Genomic DNA, 15,477 nt, shown 5'->3' with positions numbered 1-15,477 from the left:
TTTGCTAGAGTTTGTGCGATTAAATGCCAAGCGCATTTGTGCTAAGTGATAGGCTTTAGCGCATTTGTATTTGGTGTAGTTATGTCGCAAGTGGTGTTTTTGTGTATAATGTAGCTATATGCAAACAAGGTGGCAAGAATGAGCAAGATTGTAGGCAAATTGCAATTGGGGATTAACGCAAAGGTATCAATTAGCACGACATTTTTGGTGCTTGTGAGCTTTAGCGTTTTGGCGTGGTTTGTGTATTTTAATGCGCAAAAGACCATAACGCTCATTGAATATGAGACACAAAGCAAGCAGGTCTTGCAGCTAGAAAATCTCATCAATGTCTATATCGATGAAAAAAAGCGACTCATCAATAAGCTTGCCAAAGAGGCATTAGCAAGTGGCTTAAACGAAGCGCAAATGATCCAAAATCTCCGTTTGATCCAAGAAGCAGGAGACTTCAATCTCTCATATATCGGCTTAGAATCTAGTGGCAGAATGTTACGAGGCAATGGCAAGCACCAATATCCACAAGATGGCTATGATCCGCGCACGCGAAGCTGGTTTCAAATCCCTAAAAAATCCCTACAAGATGAAGTGCTAAGCGAGCCTTGGATCCAAAACTCCTATAAGATTCCGGTCTTTGGCTTTGCTTCTCCTATCATTGAAAATGGTCGCTTTATAGGGGTGGCAAGTGCGGACATCGCCCTAAAATCGCTTAATGCCTATATCCACGCACAAGATGAAAAGATAGGTAGTCAGGGGATTATTGTCATAGATACAAATGGCAATTATGTCAGCCATAGTGATGAGGGCAAGATTTTACAAAGTGATGAGTTTGCCAAAGCGATAAAGAGTGCCTTTAGTGCTGATAAACCGACCTTTAGACTAGAATCCAGTATTGCAACTTGCAGGCTAGAGTCTCAAACGCAATGGCTGCTTTGCTCCATTATCCCAGAATCTCGCATAGCCGATGCGCTAAGTAAAAATAACAAACCCATTTTCATTATGCTCTTTATCTTTGCGCTTATTCTTGTTGTGGTTTTGTATTGTATCCTTGCGTATTTGCTAAAGCCCATTAAGCGTATCAAAAAAAGCTTGCTAGAGTTTTTTGACTTTTTGAATCACAAGCGTCCAAGCGTGCAGGCTCTTGTCTTGCGCAGTGGCGATGAGTTTCAAGAAATGGCAGAAGCCATTAGCGATAATGTCAAAACAATCCAAGCCAATGTTTTAAAAGACACGCAGTCTTTGGACGACTTTTTTAAAGCGGTGGAGAGTATCAAGCAGGGGTATTTGCGCTTGCAGCTCCATACCAATGCTAGCAATCCCCAGCTAACGCAGCTTGGCGCGCTGTTTAATGAAATGCTAGCATCGCTTGATATGAATGTATCGCGTGTGCTAGAGATTCTTAACCGCTATGCTGATAATGACTTCCAAGATGGGCAATCAAGCAAGGACCTAGCCCTTGCAGGAGAGCTACAAGCGATGAATCAAGGCATAAATCATCTTGGTGAAGAAATACGGAAAATGCTTTTTACAAGTCTTGATTTTGCCAAATCGCTTAACTGCAAGGCAAAAGATCTTGAAGAATCTGTCCAAGCCCTAACGACAAGCACACAGCGGCAGGCGGATTCTCTAGGAAAGACCACAGAGGTAGTAAGAGAGATCACAGAATCTATGCAGGGCATTGATAGCAAAGCCCAAGAAGTAATCCAGCAAGGCGAGGATATCAAAAAGATTCTAGGCTTTATTGCTGAAATCGCCGACCAGACTAATTTGCTAGCCCTAAATGCTGCCATAGAAGCAGCAAGAGCAGGGGAGCACGGCAGAGGCTTTGCAGTCGTTGCTGATGAAGTAAGAAATCTCGCTGAACGCACGCAAAAAAGCCTAGGCGAGATCGGAGCTAGTGTGAATCTTCTGGCACAAAGTATCAATGAGATGGGCGAGTCGATCCGAGCGCAGATGGATAGTGTCGAGCATATCAACGATAGCATTGCCCAGCTAGAAGAGACCACCCAGCACAATGCCCAAACCGCAAGCAAAACACAAGAAATTAGCCTAGGGATCGAAGAGATCGCGCAAGATATTTTGCAAGATGCTAATAAAAAGAAATTTTAGATTCTAGGCGATCCTATTGCGATATGGGAGATTAAGCGATGTGGGTAAATTTCTCTAGGTGCGTATAGTTGCTAGCAATGTGAGCTGACTAAAGCGCGCGAGCGCACGCTAGTTGCTGCTTGGCTAATTACTATTTGGCGTGGGGGTAGCTTGTGGCTCTTTGATTTTGTTGTTTTTTAGGACTTTGCCATAGCTTAAGGATACACCGATGAAAAGATTGCTTGCTGGCTTGTTGATATAGCGACCTTTTAGGAGATAGAAGCTTATAAATGGTGAAATGGTGAAGCTGTTCCACAGGGTTGTATCAAGGCGGAGATTGCATTCTAGCTCGTGCTCTGGGTTGCGTAGATTGGGGTAGTTGTTGATAATATAGTAGCGGTAGTTTAGCAGCGAGCTAAACTGCACGCCCTCGCGTAGCATACGCTTAAGCGATAGCCCTGTCTCCACACCCATAGATTCTATGAGATTATGCACATCGCTAAAATCTTCTTCGCCAAAGAGATTAAGCTTGAGATTCTCAACATATTTGCCATCAAAGAGCCTAACCCCAGCGGCAAAGCGAAAAAACTTCTTGCGATATGGGAGATTAGGCGATGGGGTGAATTCACCTTGTAGGCTTAGCTGGGCATAAGGACCAATCTCGCCGCCGCCGATTTTATCTAGCTTCCAGATCCTTTGTGTATATCCCGTGGAAAATAGGATTCTATCAAGTGTTTTGTTTCTTAAGCGTTTTTTGGGTGATAAAAAGACCATTGTCTCGCCGTATTCGGCAAGGAGAGAGTTAAAAAACACAAAGCGTTTGGAGTAGTAATCCGCCAGCACATAGCCATAAAATTGCATTATCAGCTGAGAATCACCACTAAGGCGACTATTGGCAAATTGCGCATAGGGGTCTTGATTGGTGATTTTAGTCGAAGAAAAATTGACAGAAACGCGCGTTAGATCAACTAGCCAACCTTCTCGCTCTATATCTATATCTAGCTTCTTGTTTGCAGGATTGGCGTGTGCATAGAGACCACACGCCAAGCATAGTGCAAAAAGCTTAGGCAGACTATTTGGAATTTGGGATATGGTGCGAGAAATTTGAAATATGTTTGATAAGATTTTTTTCATCAAAGATCACATCTTGCTGGGCGGCTTCTTTGACAAGGGCTAGGGCTTCATTAGTATTGTAGTCATTGCCCCCTTCATAAGGCTCAAAAATACGATTAGTAATCGCTAGGGCATACGCATTTTTCTTGATACTTGGCGGTGCAGAGTGTGGGTTGATCGCATAGACAACAGTCTGGATCAAGACTTCATCAAATTTCCAATGATCAAAGCAGTAAGCTAGGAATGAAATATGATCGACACCGAAGAATTCTTGCTCGATTAGCGCGATATTTTTAAAGTCATTTGCTTTAAGCGCATCGCGGAATTCTTTGTCTTTTTTGGATCGAATAAGCACACTTGAGAAAAGGATCATACCAAGCCGCAAGAGCATAGCGCACGGGATCAAGGTTTGAGAGAGCTTGCGGTCTTCTTCATTGAGCCAATTTGAGATGAAATCCACTTCTTTAGAGCAAGTGCCTATGAAGATATTTGTATCAAGTCCATAGGGGCTGACATTGATTTTTATCCTAGAGCGTAGAGAATCTGCCATTACGATATTTTTGACATTTTCTATCCCAAGTAATGCAATGACTTGGTTGATCGTGGAGATTTCTTGAGAGAATCCATAGTAAGCAGAATTTGCAGTTTTGAGCAGATTGGCAGTAGCTAGTGGGTCTTTGGAGATAATATCCACCACACCTTTTATCTCTATTTTTGATCCCTTTTCATCGATATAATCGCGCAATTTGATCACTGTGTTAGGCAAGGGGGGGAGATTTTGCTCTATGAGTGTTAGAAGTATATCATTCATTCACATATCCTTATTGGGTATAAACTCCACTAGAATGAAGCCTTGTTTGCGGTCTCCATTCTATCCAAAATTTATTTGGTTTGTGGTTAATGCGCTAAATATTTGCGCGGTAGCCTTGCTGCGATACTTATAGTGTAAATCGACTAAAACTACAAGGAATCAAATAAGAATCTAAGCTAAATAAAGGTATCTTTTATAATCTATTTTAATATATTGGTTTGTTCTTATGGAGATGATTTCACTTATTATTGTCGCTGGGCTTGGGCTGTCGATTATGCTTAATCTCGCGCTTAAATACTTCGATATTCCAGCGATCATTGGCTATATTGTTACGGGCGTGTTGATTGTCTATATCTTTGACATTCGTGGTAATGACATACTTACAGATGTAGCGGAGTTTGGGATTGTTTTTTTGATGTTTATGATCGGGCTAGAATTTAGCTTTGATCGCCTAAAATCTATGCGCCAAGAGGTGCTGACATTTGGGATCTTGCAAGTATGTATCACAACTTGTGCCTTTTTGCTTGTTAATTACTATGTGCTTGGATTCTCCTTTGTCTTCTCGCTTGTGGTGAGTATGGGCTTCTCGCTGTCTTCTACGACCATTGTCCTTAGCCACTATGAAGCAAATAGGCAGCTTGATACATCATTTGGCAAAAATGCCGTGGGGATTTTGATTATGCAAGATATTGCCGTGATCCCGATTTTGCTGATTTTAGCCATTATGACAGATTCTCAAGCATCGCTAGGAGATATGCTTATCAAAACTTTCATTTCAGGCGTGCTAGTGCTAGCACTTTTGCTAATCCCGGGGCGGTGGCTGGCAGTGCGTATGCTCTCGCGTGCTGCGCGTGCTAAGACCAATGAGCTATTTATGGCAAGCGTGCTATTTCTAGTGCTAGGCTCCGCGCTTTTGGCACATAGCTTTGGCTTTTCTATGTCACTTGGCGCATTTATCGCTGGTATGAGTATTTCTAAGACACGATTCCGCTATCAAGTGCAATCAGATTTGTCGCATTTCAAAGACATTTTTCTTGGGTTGTTTTTTGTTACCGTGGGCTTGCAGATTGATGTGGATTTTTTAATGCAGGAGTTTTTTGCTCTTATGTTGGCATTAGCCCTTGTTATGGTGTTTAAAACAGCGGTTGTGTATTGGATTTTGCGGTGGTTTCGTAGCTATCAAAGTGCGCTTAAAACCGCTCTTTCGCTCTGTCAAATCGGGGAGTTTTCTTTCGCTATTTTTCTTATGGCAAATCGGGAAAATATCTTTGCCGAGCGCATTAGCGGCGGGCTATTTGGCGCGCTAGAAGATGCTGGGATCATTAGCTTTGGTGATGGGGATATTTATCAGTTTTTCGTGCTTATGGTAACTTTTTCAATGATTGCCACGCCATTTATCTTGAAGTATTTAGATCCTATTTGTGCCTTTGTGCTTAAGCAAAAGCTAGCCCAATCTCACGCAAGTGATGAGCTTGCACAAATCCCAAGTGATTTGAAAAATGGGCATATTATCGTGGTGGGCTATGGGGAGTTTGGGATAGAGGTGGTGGATTTGCTAAAGCAAGCGGGCAAGACTTATGTCGCAGTGGATTCTGATGGCGAGCGCGTGGAGCTTGGGCTCAAGCTTCAAGATCGCGTAGTCTATGGCAATATCAAGCAAGTGGAGTTTCTCAAACTGCTAAAGCCCAAAGATGCGCAATGTATGATCCTAGCTATCGATGATGCAGAGACGATTAAGGATATTTGCGATGAGGTGCTAGACTTTGACCCACATATCCCTATCATCGCAAAAGTGGATTCTAGGGAAGTGCAAGCAAGCTTAGATGCCATTGATGTGATCAACTTCAACTCCCGCACAGAGATCGCAAAGCTCTTAGTGCAAAAGGCAGTGGAGTTCTAGGCTGCGTTTTGGTATCGCGCTTTGGCATTGTGAGAGGTTAGCGCGACTTTGCGGATAAGGCATAGCTTTTTAGCAATCACAAAATCCACGCCCTTTGCCCTAGAATCTTTGGGAGAGAAGCCGCAGCTAGAGCCGTGAGCATTGAAAAGGCGTAATGATCCATAGCATAAAATCTAGTTTGCAAAAGTGGATTCTAGTCCTACACGCGTGATCTTAGCTTGCGATCTTTGGGCAGCCATCTTGCAAGTTGTAAAAAGGGCTTTAAACATTAGGGTGAGAGTCTTTAAGAAATGCTCGCAAGCTTTTATACTCATCTTTACTAAAATACCGCCACTTGCCCACAGGCAGGGCATTAAGCCTAGCAAAGCCATAGCGCACACGGCGCAAATCAAGCACACTTGCCTTAAAATAGCCAAAAAACCGCCGCAGCTCTCTATTGCGCCCTTCTTGGATCACGACCTTAAGCCGCGATAGTGTGGGGGTGCTTTTGATAATCTGCCACGAGATAAATGGCGCAAACTCCATTGCCACAATCTCACTATGGCTATGTCCGCCGCGCCTAGCATCGCTGGCTTTAAGCCCATTTTCCATAGCTTCTAGCATTGCTTGAGTTATGGGCTTGTCGATTTTGATGATGTATTCTCGCTCGAGGTTGCTATGCATAAGCGCGCTAACAATGCTCTTAGAATCCCCTAAGATAAGCAGCCCTTCACTTGAAAAATCTAGCCGCCCCACAGGGATAAATGCGCGAAATCTGGATTCTAGGCTATCATAGATCACTCTCCTTGCGCGATCATCGCGCTTGCTTACAAGCTCGCCTTTGGGCTTATGGTAGATGATAAATGTATAATCATCAGCCTTTTTGGGCTTTAGCTGCTTGCCATCGATGAAGATCTTATCATCTTTGGTGATCATCGCGCCTAGCTGGGCTTTTTGGCGATTGATACGCACACGCCCTTGGGCGATGAGCGAGTCGGCTTCTCGGCGTGAGTATGCGCTATTGTGCGCGATAAAGGTATTTAGTCGCATAAGCCTAGTAGAATCGCTTCTTTGGCGTGGTAGCTTATGATGATGTCTGCGCCCGCGCGTTTGAAGCTTAGGAGATTTTCTTCTAGCACACGCTCATAATCGATAATTCCGGCTTTTTGCGCACATTTTAGCATTGCATATTCTCCGCTGACATTATAGATAGCAATGGGAGCTAGCGTGGCTTGTGCTATATCACGCACAATGTCTAAAAACGCTAAAGCGGGCTTTACCATCAAAATATCCGCGCCTTCTTGCGCATCAAGCAGGCTCTCAAGCAGGGCTTCTTTGGCATTGGCAATATCTTGCTGATAGCTTCTGCGATCGCCAAAGCTTGGGGCAGATTCTGCTACATCGCGGAATGGTCCATAATACGCGCTAGCAAATTTGGTGGAGTAGCTCATTATAGGGATATGCGCAAAGCCGCTAGAATCTAATGCCGCGCGTATGGCTCGCACCATTTGATCCATAGAGGCACTTGGGGCGATCATATCTGCACCTGCTTGGGCTAGAGTGATAGCCTGCTCTGCTAGAATCCGTAAAGTCGCGTCATTATCCACGCTACCTAGCTTTTCATCAAGTATGCCACAATGCCCGTGGCTGGTGTATTCACAAAAGCATAAATCCACAACCACAAGCAGCTCTGGGCAGGCGATTTTAATCGCAGCAATAGCGCGGCAGACAATGCTATCAGGCTGCAAGGCGTGGCTACCTTGAGCGTCTTTGTCCTTAGGGATACCAAAAAGCACTATGCCTAAAATCCCAAGCTTAGCCACCTCCTCGCACTCTTTTACAAGCGTGTCGATACTCATTTGATATACGCCCGGCATAGAAGCAATCTCGCGCTTAATCTGCTTCCCCTCGCACACAAACAAGGGCAGAAGAAAATCGCTTTTGTGCAGGCGATTTTGACGCACAAGAGCGCGTAGGGCGGGATTATAGCGCAAGCGGCGCGGACGCAAAAAAGTGGATTCTAGGCTGTGGGGTTTGGCGGGTGTAGGTGGTGGTGTCATATTGAGCCTTGCATAGATTAAATGTGGTAATATAGCACTGCTTTTATAAAAATATTGTAAAGATTTGGGGCTAGGCTATGTATGCGCAGTTTGATATATCGCTAATGTTGCAATACCTTAAAAACAAAGGATACAAGCAAGATGAGCTATCAGCGATGAGCGATGAGCGTATTTTGAAGCTCTATCAAGATATAGCAAGAGAGTTTATCCTGCAAGCCCAAGATGTGCTAGAGACTAGCCCAGAGCACGAGAATCTACGCAAAAAAAGCACGACTATTATGCCAGAGACCATCGCACTGATCGGGCGGGATTTGTGCAAGCTGTATGAAGAGATAGATAATTATATCGATCTATACTCTGTGCGTGAGCTAGCAAATCTCCTGCTCTCTGCTTTGCCCGGGGTAAAGCTTGCTAAAGTGGAAAAAATGGTGCGTATAAAAATCCGTGAGCTACAAGAAATCTGGCTATTAGAGCTAAAGGACAATCTAAGCTCACTCCCTGAAGAAGAGCGCGACACGCTTATGGAGTATTATCTAGCGCGTAAAGATGACTTGCCTATGCTAAGGGATATTTATCAAAAGTCCAAAGACCCAGCCTATCTTGATGAGATCTGCGATCTTGCGCATATCAAGCTATCGATGATCAAAGAGTATATGCCAGATGAGCTAGAATCCAACTATAAAAGCTTCTATGATCACAGCCCAGAAAAGCTCTCTGTGATCCAAAGTATCCTAGCCTTAACGGCTGCATATAGCAAGGGAGCGTTACTAGGAATGTCTATCAAAGAGCTACAAGAAATGCTTGAAGAGCTACAAGAAAAAGAACAAGAGCAAGCCGAGCAAAAGGCACTTGTGGATAGGTATTTTGAGAGATTTAAAGCAGCCTTGCACGATCCAGATGACCAGCACTTCACAAATGTCTGCCTAGATGCAGCAAGCGAGCTTCCGCGCCCAAGATTCCAAGAGCTAGCCACAGAGCTAAGCAGGCATTATAAGCATTTTCATCAACGCTTTAGTGATGTAAGCAAAGAATATAAAGATATGCAGAATCTACAAATTGTGTTTTAGCGTGGCAAATTTGGCGCGGTGGGATATTTTGTTTTTGGCTGTTTTGTGGTATCCTAGAATCCACTTTATGTAAAGGAGTTGTGATGAAAAAGAACATTGTGTTTTTTGAAGCAAAAGGCGGGAGTGATAAGGGACCTGATGGATATAGAAAAGACACTATGCCTATGGTCAATGCGCTTAAAGCAAAGGGCTGGAATGCGGAGGTGGTGTTTTTCACCGATGATATTTTGCGCAATGAGAGCGAGCGCAATGCGATTTATGAGCGCGTTAGGGAGAGTGCTGATGGCTATGTATCGCGCGTAAATCCGGGGAATTTGAAAGAAGAGAAACTCTACTTTGATGTGCTACGCAAGCTTTGCAATGATGGGCTTGTAGGTATGTCTCACCCAGATGCGATGATCGGCTATGGGGCAAAAGACGCGCTTACAAAGCTAGCTAGCACAGATCTTGTGCCTGATGATACTTATGCCTACTACGATATTGCGACTTTTAAAAGCACTTTTCCCAAAAGCCTTGCCAAAGGTGAGCGTGTTTTGAAGCAAAATCGCGGCTCCACAGGGGAAGGGATCTGGCGCGTGCGGCTAGAATCCGCAAGCGATTATGGCAAGCTAGAATCTCTCCCGCTAGATACGACAATCATCTGCACAGAGGCTAAAGACAATCACACTGAAACGCGCAAGCTTGGGGAGTTTATGGATTTTTGCGAGCAATACATCATCGGTGATAATGGAATGCTTGTGGATATGACCTTTTTGCCGCGCATTAAAGAGGGTGAGATTAGAATCCTAATGCTCTATAAAACGCCTGTATATGTCGTGCATAAAAAGCCTGCTGAAGGGGGCGATGCTTTCTCTGCGACACTCTTTAGTGGGGCGAAATACCGCTATGATGAGCCTAAAGACTGGCAATCACTCATTGATTGGTTTTTAGTCCAGCTCCCAGAGATCCGCACAAAGCTTGGCAACTATGATCTGCCACTAATTTGGACAGCAGACTTTATCCTAGATACTGATGAAAACGGCAAGGACAAATATGTCCTAGGTGAAATTAACTGCTCTTGTGTGGGCTTCACAAGTCCGGCAGAGTTTATGGAGAAAATCGCTGTAATGGTGGGTGATAATATCGTAGAAATCGTTAGCGAGAAAAAGGCGTAATACAAGAGCCGCTGCCCTAGCGGCTCTCTGCATATTTAGATTCTTTGACTGCACATTCTTATATCCTTGTTTTAGTCGTGATTTTTTGTATTTTTAAGCTGGGTTTTTGCTTTGCTGTTGTGGCTTTGCTTGGCTCACTAGAATCTGGCGTGCTTAGTTTGGCGCGGTGTGATATGGCTTAGGCACAGGACTAACTATAATAATAAGAAAAACTTTTATTTTTTAAGTTATATTTCATTTTTGCTTCACTACTATGCCAAAGTTTTTAATAATCATTTGCAGTATTGTAAATGTGATAAAACGCTATTGCACAAATACAAAGGATATGTATGAAAACTCCACCCCCAATCAATCGCCCACTCTATACGATAATAACGCATAGGAACTCTTGCTTTTTGCTGCTTGCTCCATTGCTGCTTCTAGCCCAGCCAGATGAAGCCAAGCAGCCATATCAAGACGCCTCCCAAGCAATGTCCCAAGAAGTAGCCCAAAAAGCTCGCAAAGAATCCACACAACCGCAACACGATCAAGGCAGCTCTAGCCTAGAGACAAAAATGCTAGCCGAGCAGGTCGTTACTGCAAGCGGCTTCCACCAAAGCCACTTGCTAGCCCCAGCTTCAATTTCTGTAGTAAGCCCCCAAGACATCGCCTCTCGCCCTGTGCGCGATCTAGCAGAGGCTTTGGCAAATGTGCCGGGCGTGAGCATAGATGCTAGTGTGAGCAAAACAGGGGGCTATGGTATCTCTATCCGCGGTATGCCAAGCTCCTACACACTTGTGCTAATCGATGGCAAGCGCGTAAATGCGGATTCTAGCCTTTTCCCCAATGGCTTTGGTGACTCTACCACGAGCTTTATGCCTCCACTCTCTATGATAGAAAAAATAGAAGTCGTGCGAGGTCCTGCCTCCACGCTCTATGGCAGCGATGCGATCGGCGGTGTGGTCAATATCATCACCAAGCAGAGATATGATAAATGGGGAGCTAGCTTTGGCTATGACTATACTTTCCAAGAGAATAAATCCTTTGGCAATACGCAAGGGTTTAATTTCTACACCGCAGGTCCCTTGAATGAAGCGAAAAATTGGGGATTATCATTGCGAGGGCGGCAATACAACAGAGAGTTTGTCCCTAGCACCAATCTCTCTAAATACCCATCTGTGTCAAATGGGCAGGAGTCTCAATCCACTGCTGGTAGAAATACTATCGTAGGGCTAGCTCCATTTTCTAGCTACAATGTGGGAGGCAGGCTAAGCTGGAGCGAGCTAGCAGAAGTGGGAGGCAAGCCTAGAAACTCCGCATATCTCGATATTGACTACTCACAGCAAAATTACGACAACTCTCAAGGACTCCTAGGCACTTACAAAGCCGATGGCACAGGCAGCGAGCAAGACAAGCAAGCAGCAAATGGCTATGGCAGTGAAATGGATTTCTATCGGCTTAATGTGGTTGCCGCACATAAGGGGCATTACCACGATAGCCTAGAATCCACTTTTCAAACCTTTAGCACAGATTCAAGTTTGCAGTATAACTTCACTGCTAATCCCAACCGCTATGTGCCAAAAGCCGCTGCCGCAGCACCGACAAATGGCGTGAGCGCAGGCGATAGCAGAGAGCTAGAGAGCCAAGATATAATCATCGATCACAAAAGCAATGCGTTTTTTGCCTTTGGCGATCATATTGGGCTAAATGCAAGCCTAGGCGGGCGGTATTGGTATAACACCTTTAGGGACAAAATCTTCCAAGTAGGGGGCAAAAGCGCGACCCAAGATCAGCATATTGGTGCGATCTTTGGCGAGGGCGAGCTAGGCGTATATGACCGCTTGTTTTTGACAGCAGGCATACGAGGGAATTTCAACTCTATCTTTGGGGGTAATGCCAGCCCTAGAGTCTATCTCTCTTATAATGCTATAAAGCGCGGGTGGCTCGCTTTCAAAGGTGGGATCTCCACAGGGTATAAAACCCCAGCCCTGCCCAATCTCATCAATGGCATAGCCAACCTAAGCGGACAAGGATCAACCCACACCTATGGCAATCCAAACCTAAAGCCAGAATCTAGTATCAACTATGAATTATCCGCCCTAAGCGATAATCCCTACTTCTCTGCTTCTATCACGGGCTTTTACACTAACTTTACTGATAGGATCTCCACCACTCCAAGTGTGAGCCAAGGACAGGTGATCAATGGCTTTACCTGTGGGGCTAGCTCTTGCTCAAGCTATGTTAATGTCGATGAGGCTATAAGCTATGGCGCGGAGACTTCGCTTGCTATTAAGCCAATTAGCGTGGGCTATGGCACGATAGGGCTAAATGCCGCCTACACTTTCACCCTCACAGAGATCACCAAATCCCAAGACAAAAAGGCGATTGGCACGCGCTTGCAGAATGTGCCTCTGCATAATTTCACTGCCTCTATCAACTATGATAGCAGGCACTTTGGCGCGTATATCCGCCAAGAGTATAAAGCCGGGATTTATCGTGGCGATCCTAATATCGCAGGGACTGCAGCTGCGACACTTGGGGCATACTACAAGCCAATTGCCCTAACCCACTTGGGCGCATACTACCGCGTGAGCGACCGCTTACGCATAAATGCCGCGGTGTATAATCTCTTTAATGTCAATTTTGTGGATTATCAACGCTATACCACTACTAGCACACCAAACTACAACTACGCTAATGCCTACAACTATATCCGTGAAGGTAGGAGATATTATATCTCTGTGCAAATGGACTTTTAGCGGCGTGCTAGGGCTAGCCAGCCCTAGAATCCACTTTTGAAATAACGCCCTTTTTCTCTCACTTGCGAGACACTGCGCCAGCAGTGGCGCGGCAAAGCAAGGCGAAGCCGCAGCTTCTTTAGTAATCCACAAACGAAGTTTTTAGCAATCCTAGAATCCTTTGCTGGCTCGTTTAGAATTGAGACGATGCTAGAATCCACTTTTGAAAAAGTGGATTCTAGGTTTGTGCTATGGATTGCCACGCTCGCTTCACTCGCTCGCGATGACAGAAGAGATAGCGTAGCGTAAGGCTCGCGATGACAATTTGAGCTTTCACACTAGAATCCACTTTTTCAAATAACGCCCTTTTTATGGTCATTGCGAGCTTTGGCGCAAGACAAAGCGTGGCAAAACGAGCGAAGCGAAGTTTCTTTAGAAAACAAGTAAAGACCGCGCTTGTTTAGTAATCTACAAACACAAAGGAAAGTTGTGGGATTGGGATAAATGCAAGGAGATGAAATAGATAGGCTTTAGCGTGGTTTGTGTGTATGTGGGGGAGAGAAGTAAAGCGGGGGCGGTTATTTGATAAGTGCGCTTAGTGTTTTGAAGCTTGGGTGCTTGGCGGTGTGCATAGCACCAAAGAGTATGGATTCTACATTTGTGATCTTTGCTCCAGAATCTGCCATAAGCTGCAGGGCATTGTGGTGATTGGCTGGATCGCGTGAGCTTAGAGCGTCATTTGCCACCCATACTTCAAAGCCGAGTTTGCGTGCGTGCAGGACACTTTGCAGCACACAGATATGGCTCTCTATGCCGCAAATAAGCAGATTTCGCACGCCAAGGGATTGTATATGTGCAGTAATTTGCTCATCGCCAAAAATGCTAAAAGAGACTTTCTCTAGCACAAGGGCTTGCGGTGTGCTGGATTCCGCTGGGTGCGGTGCTAGGGTGGGGTGAAAGTGGATTCTAGGATCGGTGCTGCCTAGACCTTTTGGATATTGCTCGGTGATAAGGATTGGGATTTGCAAGGCGGCTGCTCCGGCAAGCAGGGTGTTTGTCTTATGGATAATGCGAGAAGACTCCCACATCGCAGGCACAAGCTTTTCTTGCACATCAATAACTACAAGCGCACTAGAATCTAGCCCAAACAATCCATAAGAAAAATGCTCCATTTTATGTCCTTAAATTATGCCCTTTGTCGTGTGCCTAGAGCTTTGAGACGATCGCTTCTGTATCTTGAGCGATGATTAGCTCCTCATTTGTTGGGATCACGCATACTTTGACTTTAGAATCCGGGGTTGAAATGATGGCTTCTTGTCCGCAGGCATTGTTGGCTTCAGTATCGAGCTTCACGCCTAAAAACTCCAAATGCTCTACAATCATTCCGCGGATAAACTTGGCATTTTCACCCACACCGCCACAGAAGCTAATGGCATCTACACCAATAAGCACCGCGCAATAAGAGCCGATGTATTTTAAGACACGATAGGCAAATGCCGCGCGTGCAAGTTTGGCGCGCTCATCGCCCTTGAGATCTGCATCTAAGAGATCTCTAAAGTCGCTTGATAGACCAGAGATACCAAGCACACCGGATTTTTTGTTTAAAATATTCACGATTTCTTTGGTGCTTAGTTTTTCTCTATCGGCGATATATTCTAAAATGGCTGGATCTAGATCCCCGCTTCTTGTCCCCATAATCAACCCTTCAAGCGGAGTTAGCCCCATACTTGTATCCACAGATTTGCCATTTTTCACCGCACAGATAGAAGAGCCATTGCCTAGGTGACATACGATGATTTTGGAGCTATGATAATCTAGCCCTAAGTATTCCGCTGTCCTACGGGAGACATATTTATGGCTTGTGCCGTGGAAGCCATATCTACGCACTTTATGCTTCTCATACCACTCATAAGGCACGCCATAGGTGTAGGCTTTTGGCGGCATACTTTGGTGGAAAGCTGTGTCAAAGACACCGACCATAGGGACATTTGGCATAAGCTCTTGGCACGCTCGCACGCCGATGATATTAGCAGGATTGTGCAGTGGAGCTAGCATAGAGCATTCAGCAACTTCGCTTAAGACTTTTTCATCAATAAGCACAGATTCTTTGAAATACTCTCCACCATGCACAAGTCTATGTCCCACGGCAGAAATCTCTGCTAATGAACCTACCGCGCCTTTATCGACTAGGTGCTGCAAGACAAGCTGTATGGCTTTGGCGTGGGATTCTATGGGGGTTTTTGTGCTGAGTTTTTCTCCCTTGTCGTTTTTGTAGTTTATCTCACTTCCATCAAGACCGATTCTATCGCATATCCCTGAAGCTAGCACCTTGGTCGTGCTTGTTTGTATGAGCTGAAATTTCAACGATGAGCTTCCGCAATTGACAACTAAAACATTCATACTCTCTCCTTGTGAGTTGTGATATGGCGTGGTGTAGCCTAGCATTGGGACTGCCTTTAAGCAATCGCAAATCTAGTGTAGGGGATTTCGGCTTAATGCACAAAAATTTACAAAATGCATTTGGGATTTTGTGTAGTTTTAACACATTTTATAATGGGATTTTTATGTATAGTGGAGAAGTGCCTGTGATCATA

Annotated in this window: 13 protein-coding genes; 5 read left to right on the top strand and 8 right to left on the bottom strand. The window is 44.8% G+C overall.

Annotated elements, in window-relative coordinates:
- Positions 1 to 138 precede the first annotated feature (138 nt).
- Positions 139 to 2,103 carry a methyl-accepting chemotaxis protein gene (locus NYG90_RS04865; protein ID WP_285256870.1) on the top strand — a complete coding sequence of 655 codons (1,965 nt, stop codon included), beginning with the start codon at positions 139 to 141 and terminating at the stop codon, positions 2,101 to 2,103.
- 123 nt (positions 2,104 to 2,226) lie between these two features.
- On the opposite strand, the gene NYG90_RS04860 is transcribed toward NYG90_RS04865, so the two are convergent.
- Both NYG90_RS04860 and cheP read right to left on the bottom strand, forming a co-directional pair.
- The gene (locus tag NYG90_RS04860; RefSeq protein ID WP_285264765.1) at positions 2,227 to 3,219 is read right to left on the bottom strand and encodes a hypothetical protein; all 993 of its coding nucleotides are present in this window, start codon (positions 3,217 to 3,219) and stop codon (positions 2,227 to 2,229) included.
- Positions 3,155 to 4,006 (bottom strand): cheVAW transcriptional regulator CheP, encoded by an 852-nt coding sequence (gene cheP, locus NYG90_RS04855; RefSeq protein WP_115011631.1) that lies wholly within the window; start codon positions 4,004 to 4,006, stop codon positions 3,155 to 3,157. The genes NYG90_RS04860 and cheP overlap by 65 nt, the downstream gene beginning before the upstream one ends.
- 232 nt (positions 4,007 to 4,238) lie before the next feature.
- On the opposite strand from cheP, the gene NYG90_RS04850 reads away from it, so the two are divergent.
- Positions 4,239 to 5,906 carry a cation:proton antiporter domain-containing protein gene (locus NYG90_RS04850; RefSeq protein ID WP_258552223.1) on the top strand — a complete coding sequence of 556 codons (1,668 nt, stop codon included), beginning with the start codon at positions 4,239 to 4,241 and terminating at the stop codon, positions 5,904 to 5,906.
- Positions 5,907 to 6,167: 261 nt separating this feature from the next.
- Here the strand turns inward: NYG90_RS04850 and NYG90_RS04845 are convergent, their stop codons facing one another.
- Positions 6,168 to 6,935 (bottom strand): pseudouridine synthase, encoded by a 768-nt coding sequence (locus NYG90_RS04845; RefSeq protein WP_285256873.1) that lies wholly within the window; start codon positions 6,933 to 6,935, stop codon positions 6,168 to 6,170.
- Positions 6,926 to 7,945 carry a porphobilinogen synthase gene (gene hemB, locus NYG90_RS04840; RefSeq protein ID WP_285256874.1) on the bottom strand — a complete coding sequence of 340 codons (1,020 nt, stop codon included), beginning with the start codon at positions 7,943 to 7,945 and terminating at the stop codon, positions 6,926 to 6,928. The genes NYG90_RS04845 and hemB overlap by 10 nt, the downstream gene beginning before the upstream one ends.
- Positions 7,946 to 8,022: 77 nt before the next feature.
- Between hemB and NYG90_RS04835 the strand changes: the two genes are divergently transcribed.
- The 3 genes from NYG90_RS04835 (at position 8,023) to NYG90_RS04825 (ending at position 12,904) form a co-directional block, all read left to right on the top strand.
- On the top strand, positions 8,023 to 9,012 hold the full coding sequence (locus NYG90_RS04835) for a hypothetical protein (protein WP_285264764.1): 990 nt from the start codon (positions 8,023 to 8,025) through the stop codon (positions 9,010 to 9,012).
- A gap of 83 nt (positions 9,013 to 9,095) precedes the next feature.
- On the top strand, positions 9,096 to 10,166 hold the full coding sequence (locus NYG90_RS04830; RefSeq protein WP_285264763.1) for a Cj0069 family protein: 1,071 nt from the start codon (positions 9,096 to 9,098) through the stop codon (positions 10,164 to 10,166).
- 329 nt (positions 10,167 to 10,495) lie between these two features.
- Positions 10,496 to 12,904, top strand: coding sequence for a TonB-dependent receptor domain-containing protein (locus NYG90_RS04825; RefSeq protein WP_285264762.1), 2,409 nt, complete (start codon positions 10,496 to 10,498; stop codon positions 12,902 to 12,904).
- Positions 12,905 to 12,927: 23 nt separating this feature from the next.
- On the opposite strand, the gene NYG90_RS04820 is transcribed toward NYG90_RS04825, so the two are convergent.
- The 4 genes from NYG90_RS04820 to NYG90_RS04805 all read right to left on the bottom strand — a co-directional run bounded on the left by NYG90_RS04820 (position 12,928) and on the right by NYG90_RS04805 (position 15,283).
- On the bottom strand, positions 12,928 to 13,146 hold the full coding sequence (locus NYG90_RS04820; RefSeq protein WP_285256878.1) for a hypothetical protein: 219 nt from the start codon (positions 13,144 to 13,146) through the stop codon (positions 12,928 to 12,930).
- On the bottom strand, positions 13,122 to 13,262 hold the full coding sequence (locus NYG90_RS04815) for a hypothetical protein (RefSeq protein ID WP_285256879.1): 141 nt from the start codon (positions 13,260 to 13,262) through the stop codon (positions 13,122 to 13,124). The genes NYG90_RS04820 and NYG90_RS04815 overlap by 25 nt, the downstream gene beginning before the upstream one ends.
- 199 nt (positions 13,263 to 13,461) lie before the next feature.
- A complete protein-coding gene (locus NYG90_RS04810; protein ID WP_285256880.1) occupies positions 13,462 to 14,055 on the bottom strand; it encodes an isochorismatase family protein in 594 nt (197 codons plus the stop codon).
- 34 nt (positions 14,056 to 14,089) lie between these two features.
- Positions 14,090 to 15,283: an acetate/propionate family kinase gene (locus tag NYG90_RS04805; RefSeq protein WP_285264761.1), complete on the bottom strand. Its 1,194-nt coding sequence runs from the start codon at positions 15,281 to 15,283 to the stop codon at positions 14,090 to 14,092.
- Positions 15,284 to 15,477: the final 194 nt, after the last annotated feature.

Origin of the sequence: Helicobacter zhangjianzhongii, from assembly GCF_030249855.1 — a bacterium.
GTDB lineage: Bacteria > Campylobacterota > Campylobacteria > Campylobacterales > Helicobacteraceae > Helicobacter_B > Helicobacter_B zhangjianzhongii.
The sequence above is the reverse complement of the archived record's forward strand: the minus strand, read 5'-3'. Positions and strand labels throughout refer to the sequence as shown.

Coding starts and splice junctions, on each gene's coding strand:
- NYG90_RS04865 (WP_285256870.1), top strand. CDS start 139: ATGAGCAAGATTGTAGGCAAATTGCAATTGGGGATTAACGCAAAGGTA.
- cheP (WP_115011631.1), bottom strand. CDS start 4,006: ATGAATGATATACTTCTAACACTCATAGAGCAAAATCTCCCCCCCTTG.
- NYG90_RS04850 (WP_258552223.1), top strand. CDS start 4,239: ATGATTTCACTTATTATTGTCGCTGGGCTTGGGCTGTCGATTATGCTT.
- NYG90_RS04845 (WP_285256873.1), bottom strand. CDS start 6,935: ATGCGACTAAATACCTTTATCGCGCACAATAGCGCATACTCACGCCGA.
- hemB (WP_285256874.1), bottom strand. CDS start 7,945: ATGACACCACCACCTACACCCGCCAAACCCCACAGCCTAGAATCCACT.
- NYG90_RS04835 (WP_285264764.1), top strand. CDS start 8,023: ATGTATGCGCAGTTTGATATATCGCTAATGTTGCAATACCTTAAAAAC.
- NYG90_RS04830 (WP_285264763.1), top strand. CDS start 9,096: ATGAAAAAGAACATTGTGTTTTTTGAAGCAAAAGGCGGGAGTGATAAG.
- NYG90_RS04825 (WP_285264762.1), top strand. CDS start 10,496: ATGAAAACTCCACCCCCAATCAATCGCCCACTCTATACGATAATAACG.
- NYG90_RS04815 (WP_285256879.1), bottom strand. CDS start 13,262: ATGACCATAAAAAGGGCGTTATTTGAAAAAGTGGATTCTAGTGTGAAA.
- NYG90_RS04810 (WP_285256880.1), bottom strand. CDS start 14,055: ATGGAGCATTTTTCTTATGGATTGTTTGGGCTAGATTCTAGTGCGCTT.
- NYG90_RS04805 (WP_285264761.1), bottom strand. CDS start 15,283: ATGAATGTTTTAGTTGTCAATTGCGGAAGCTCATCGTTGAAATTTCAG.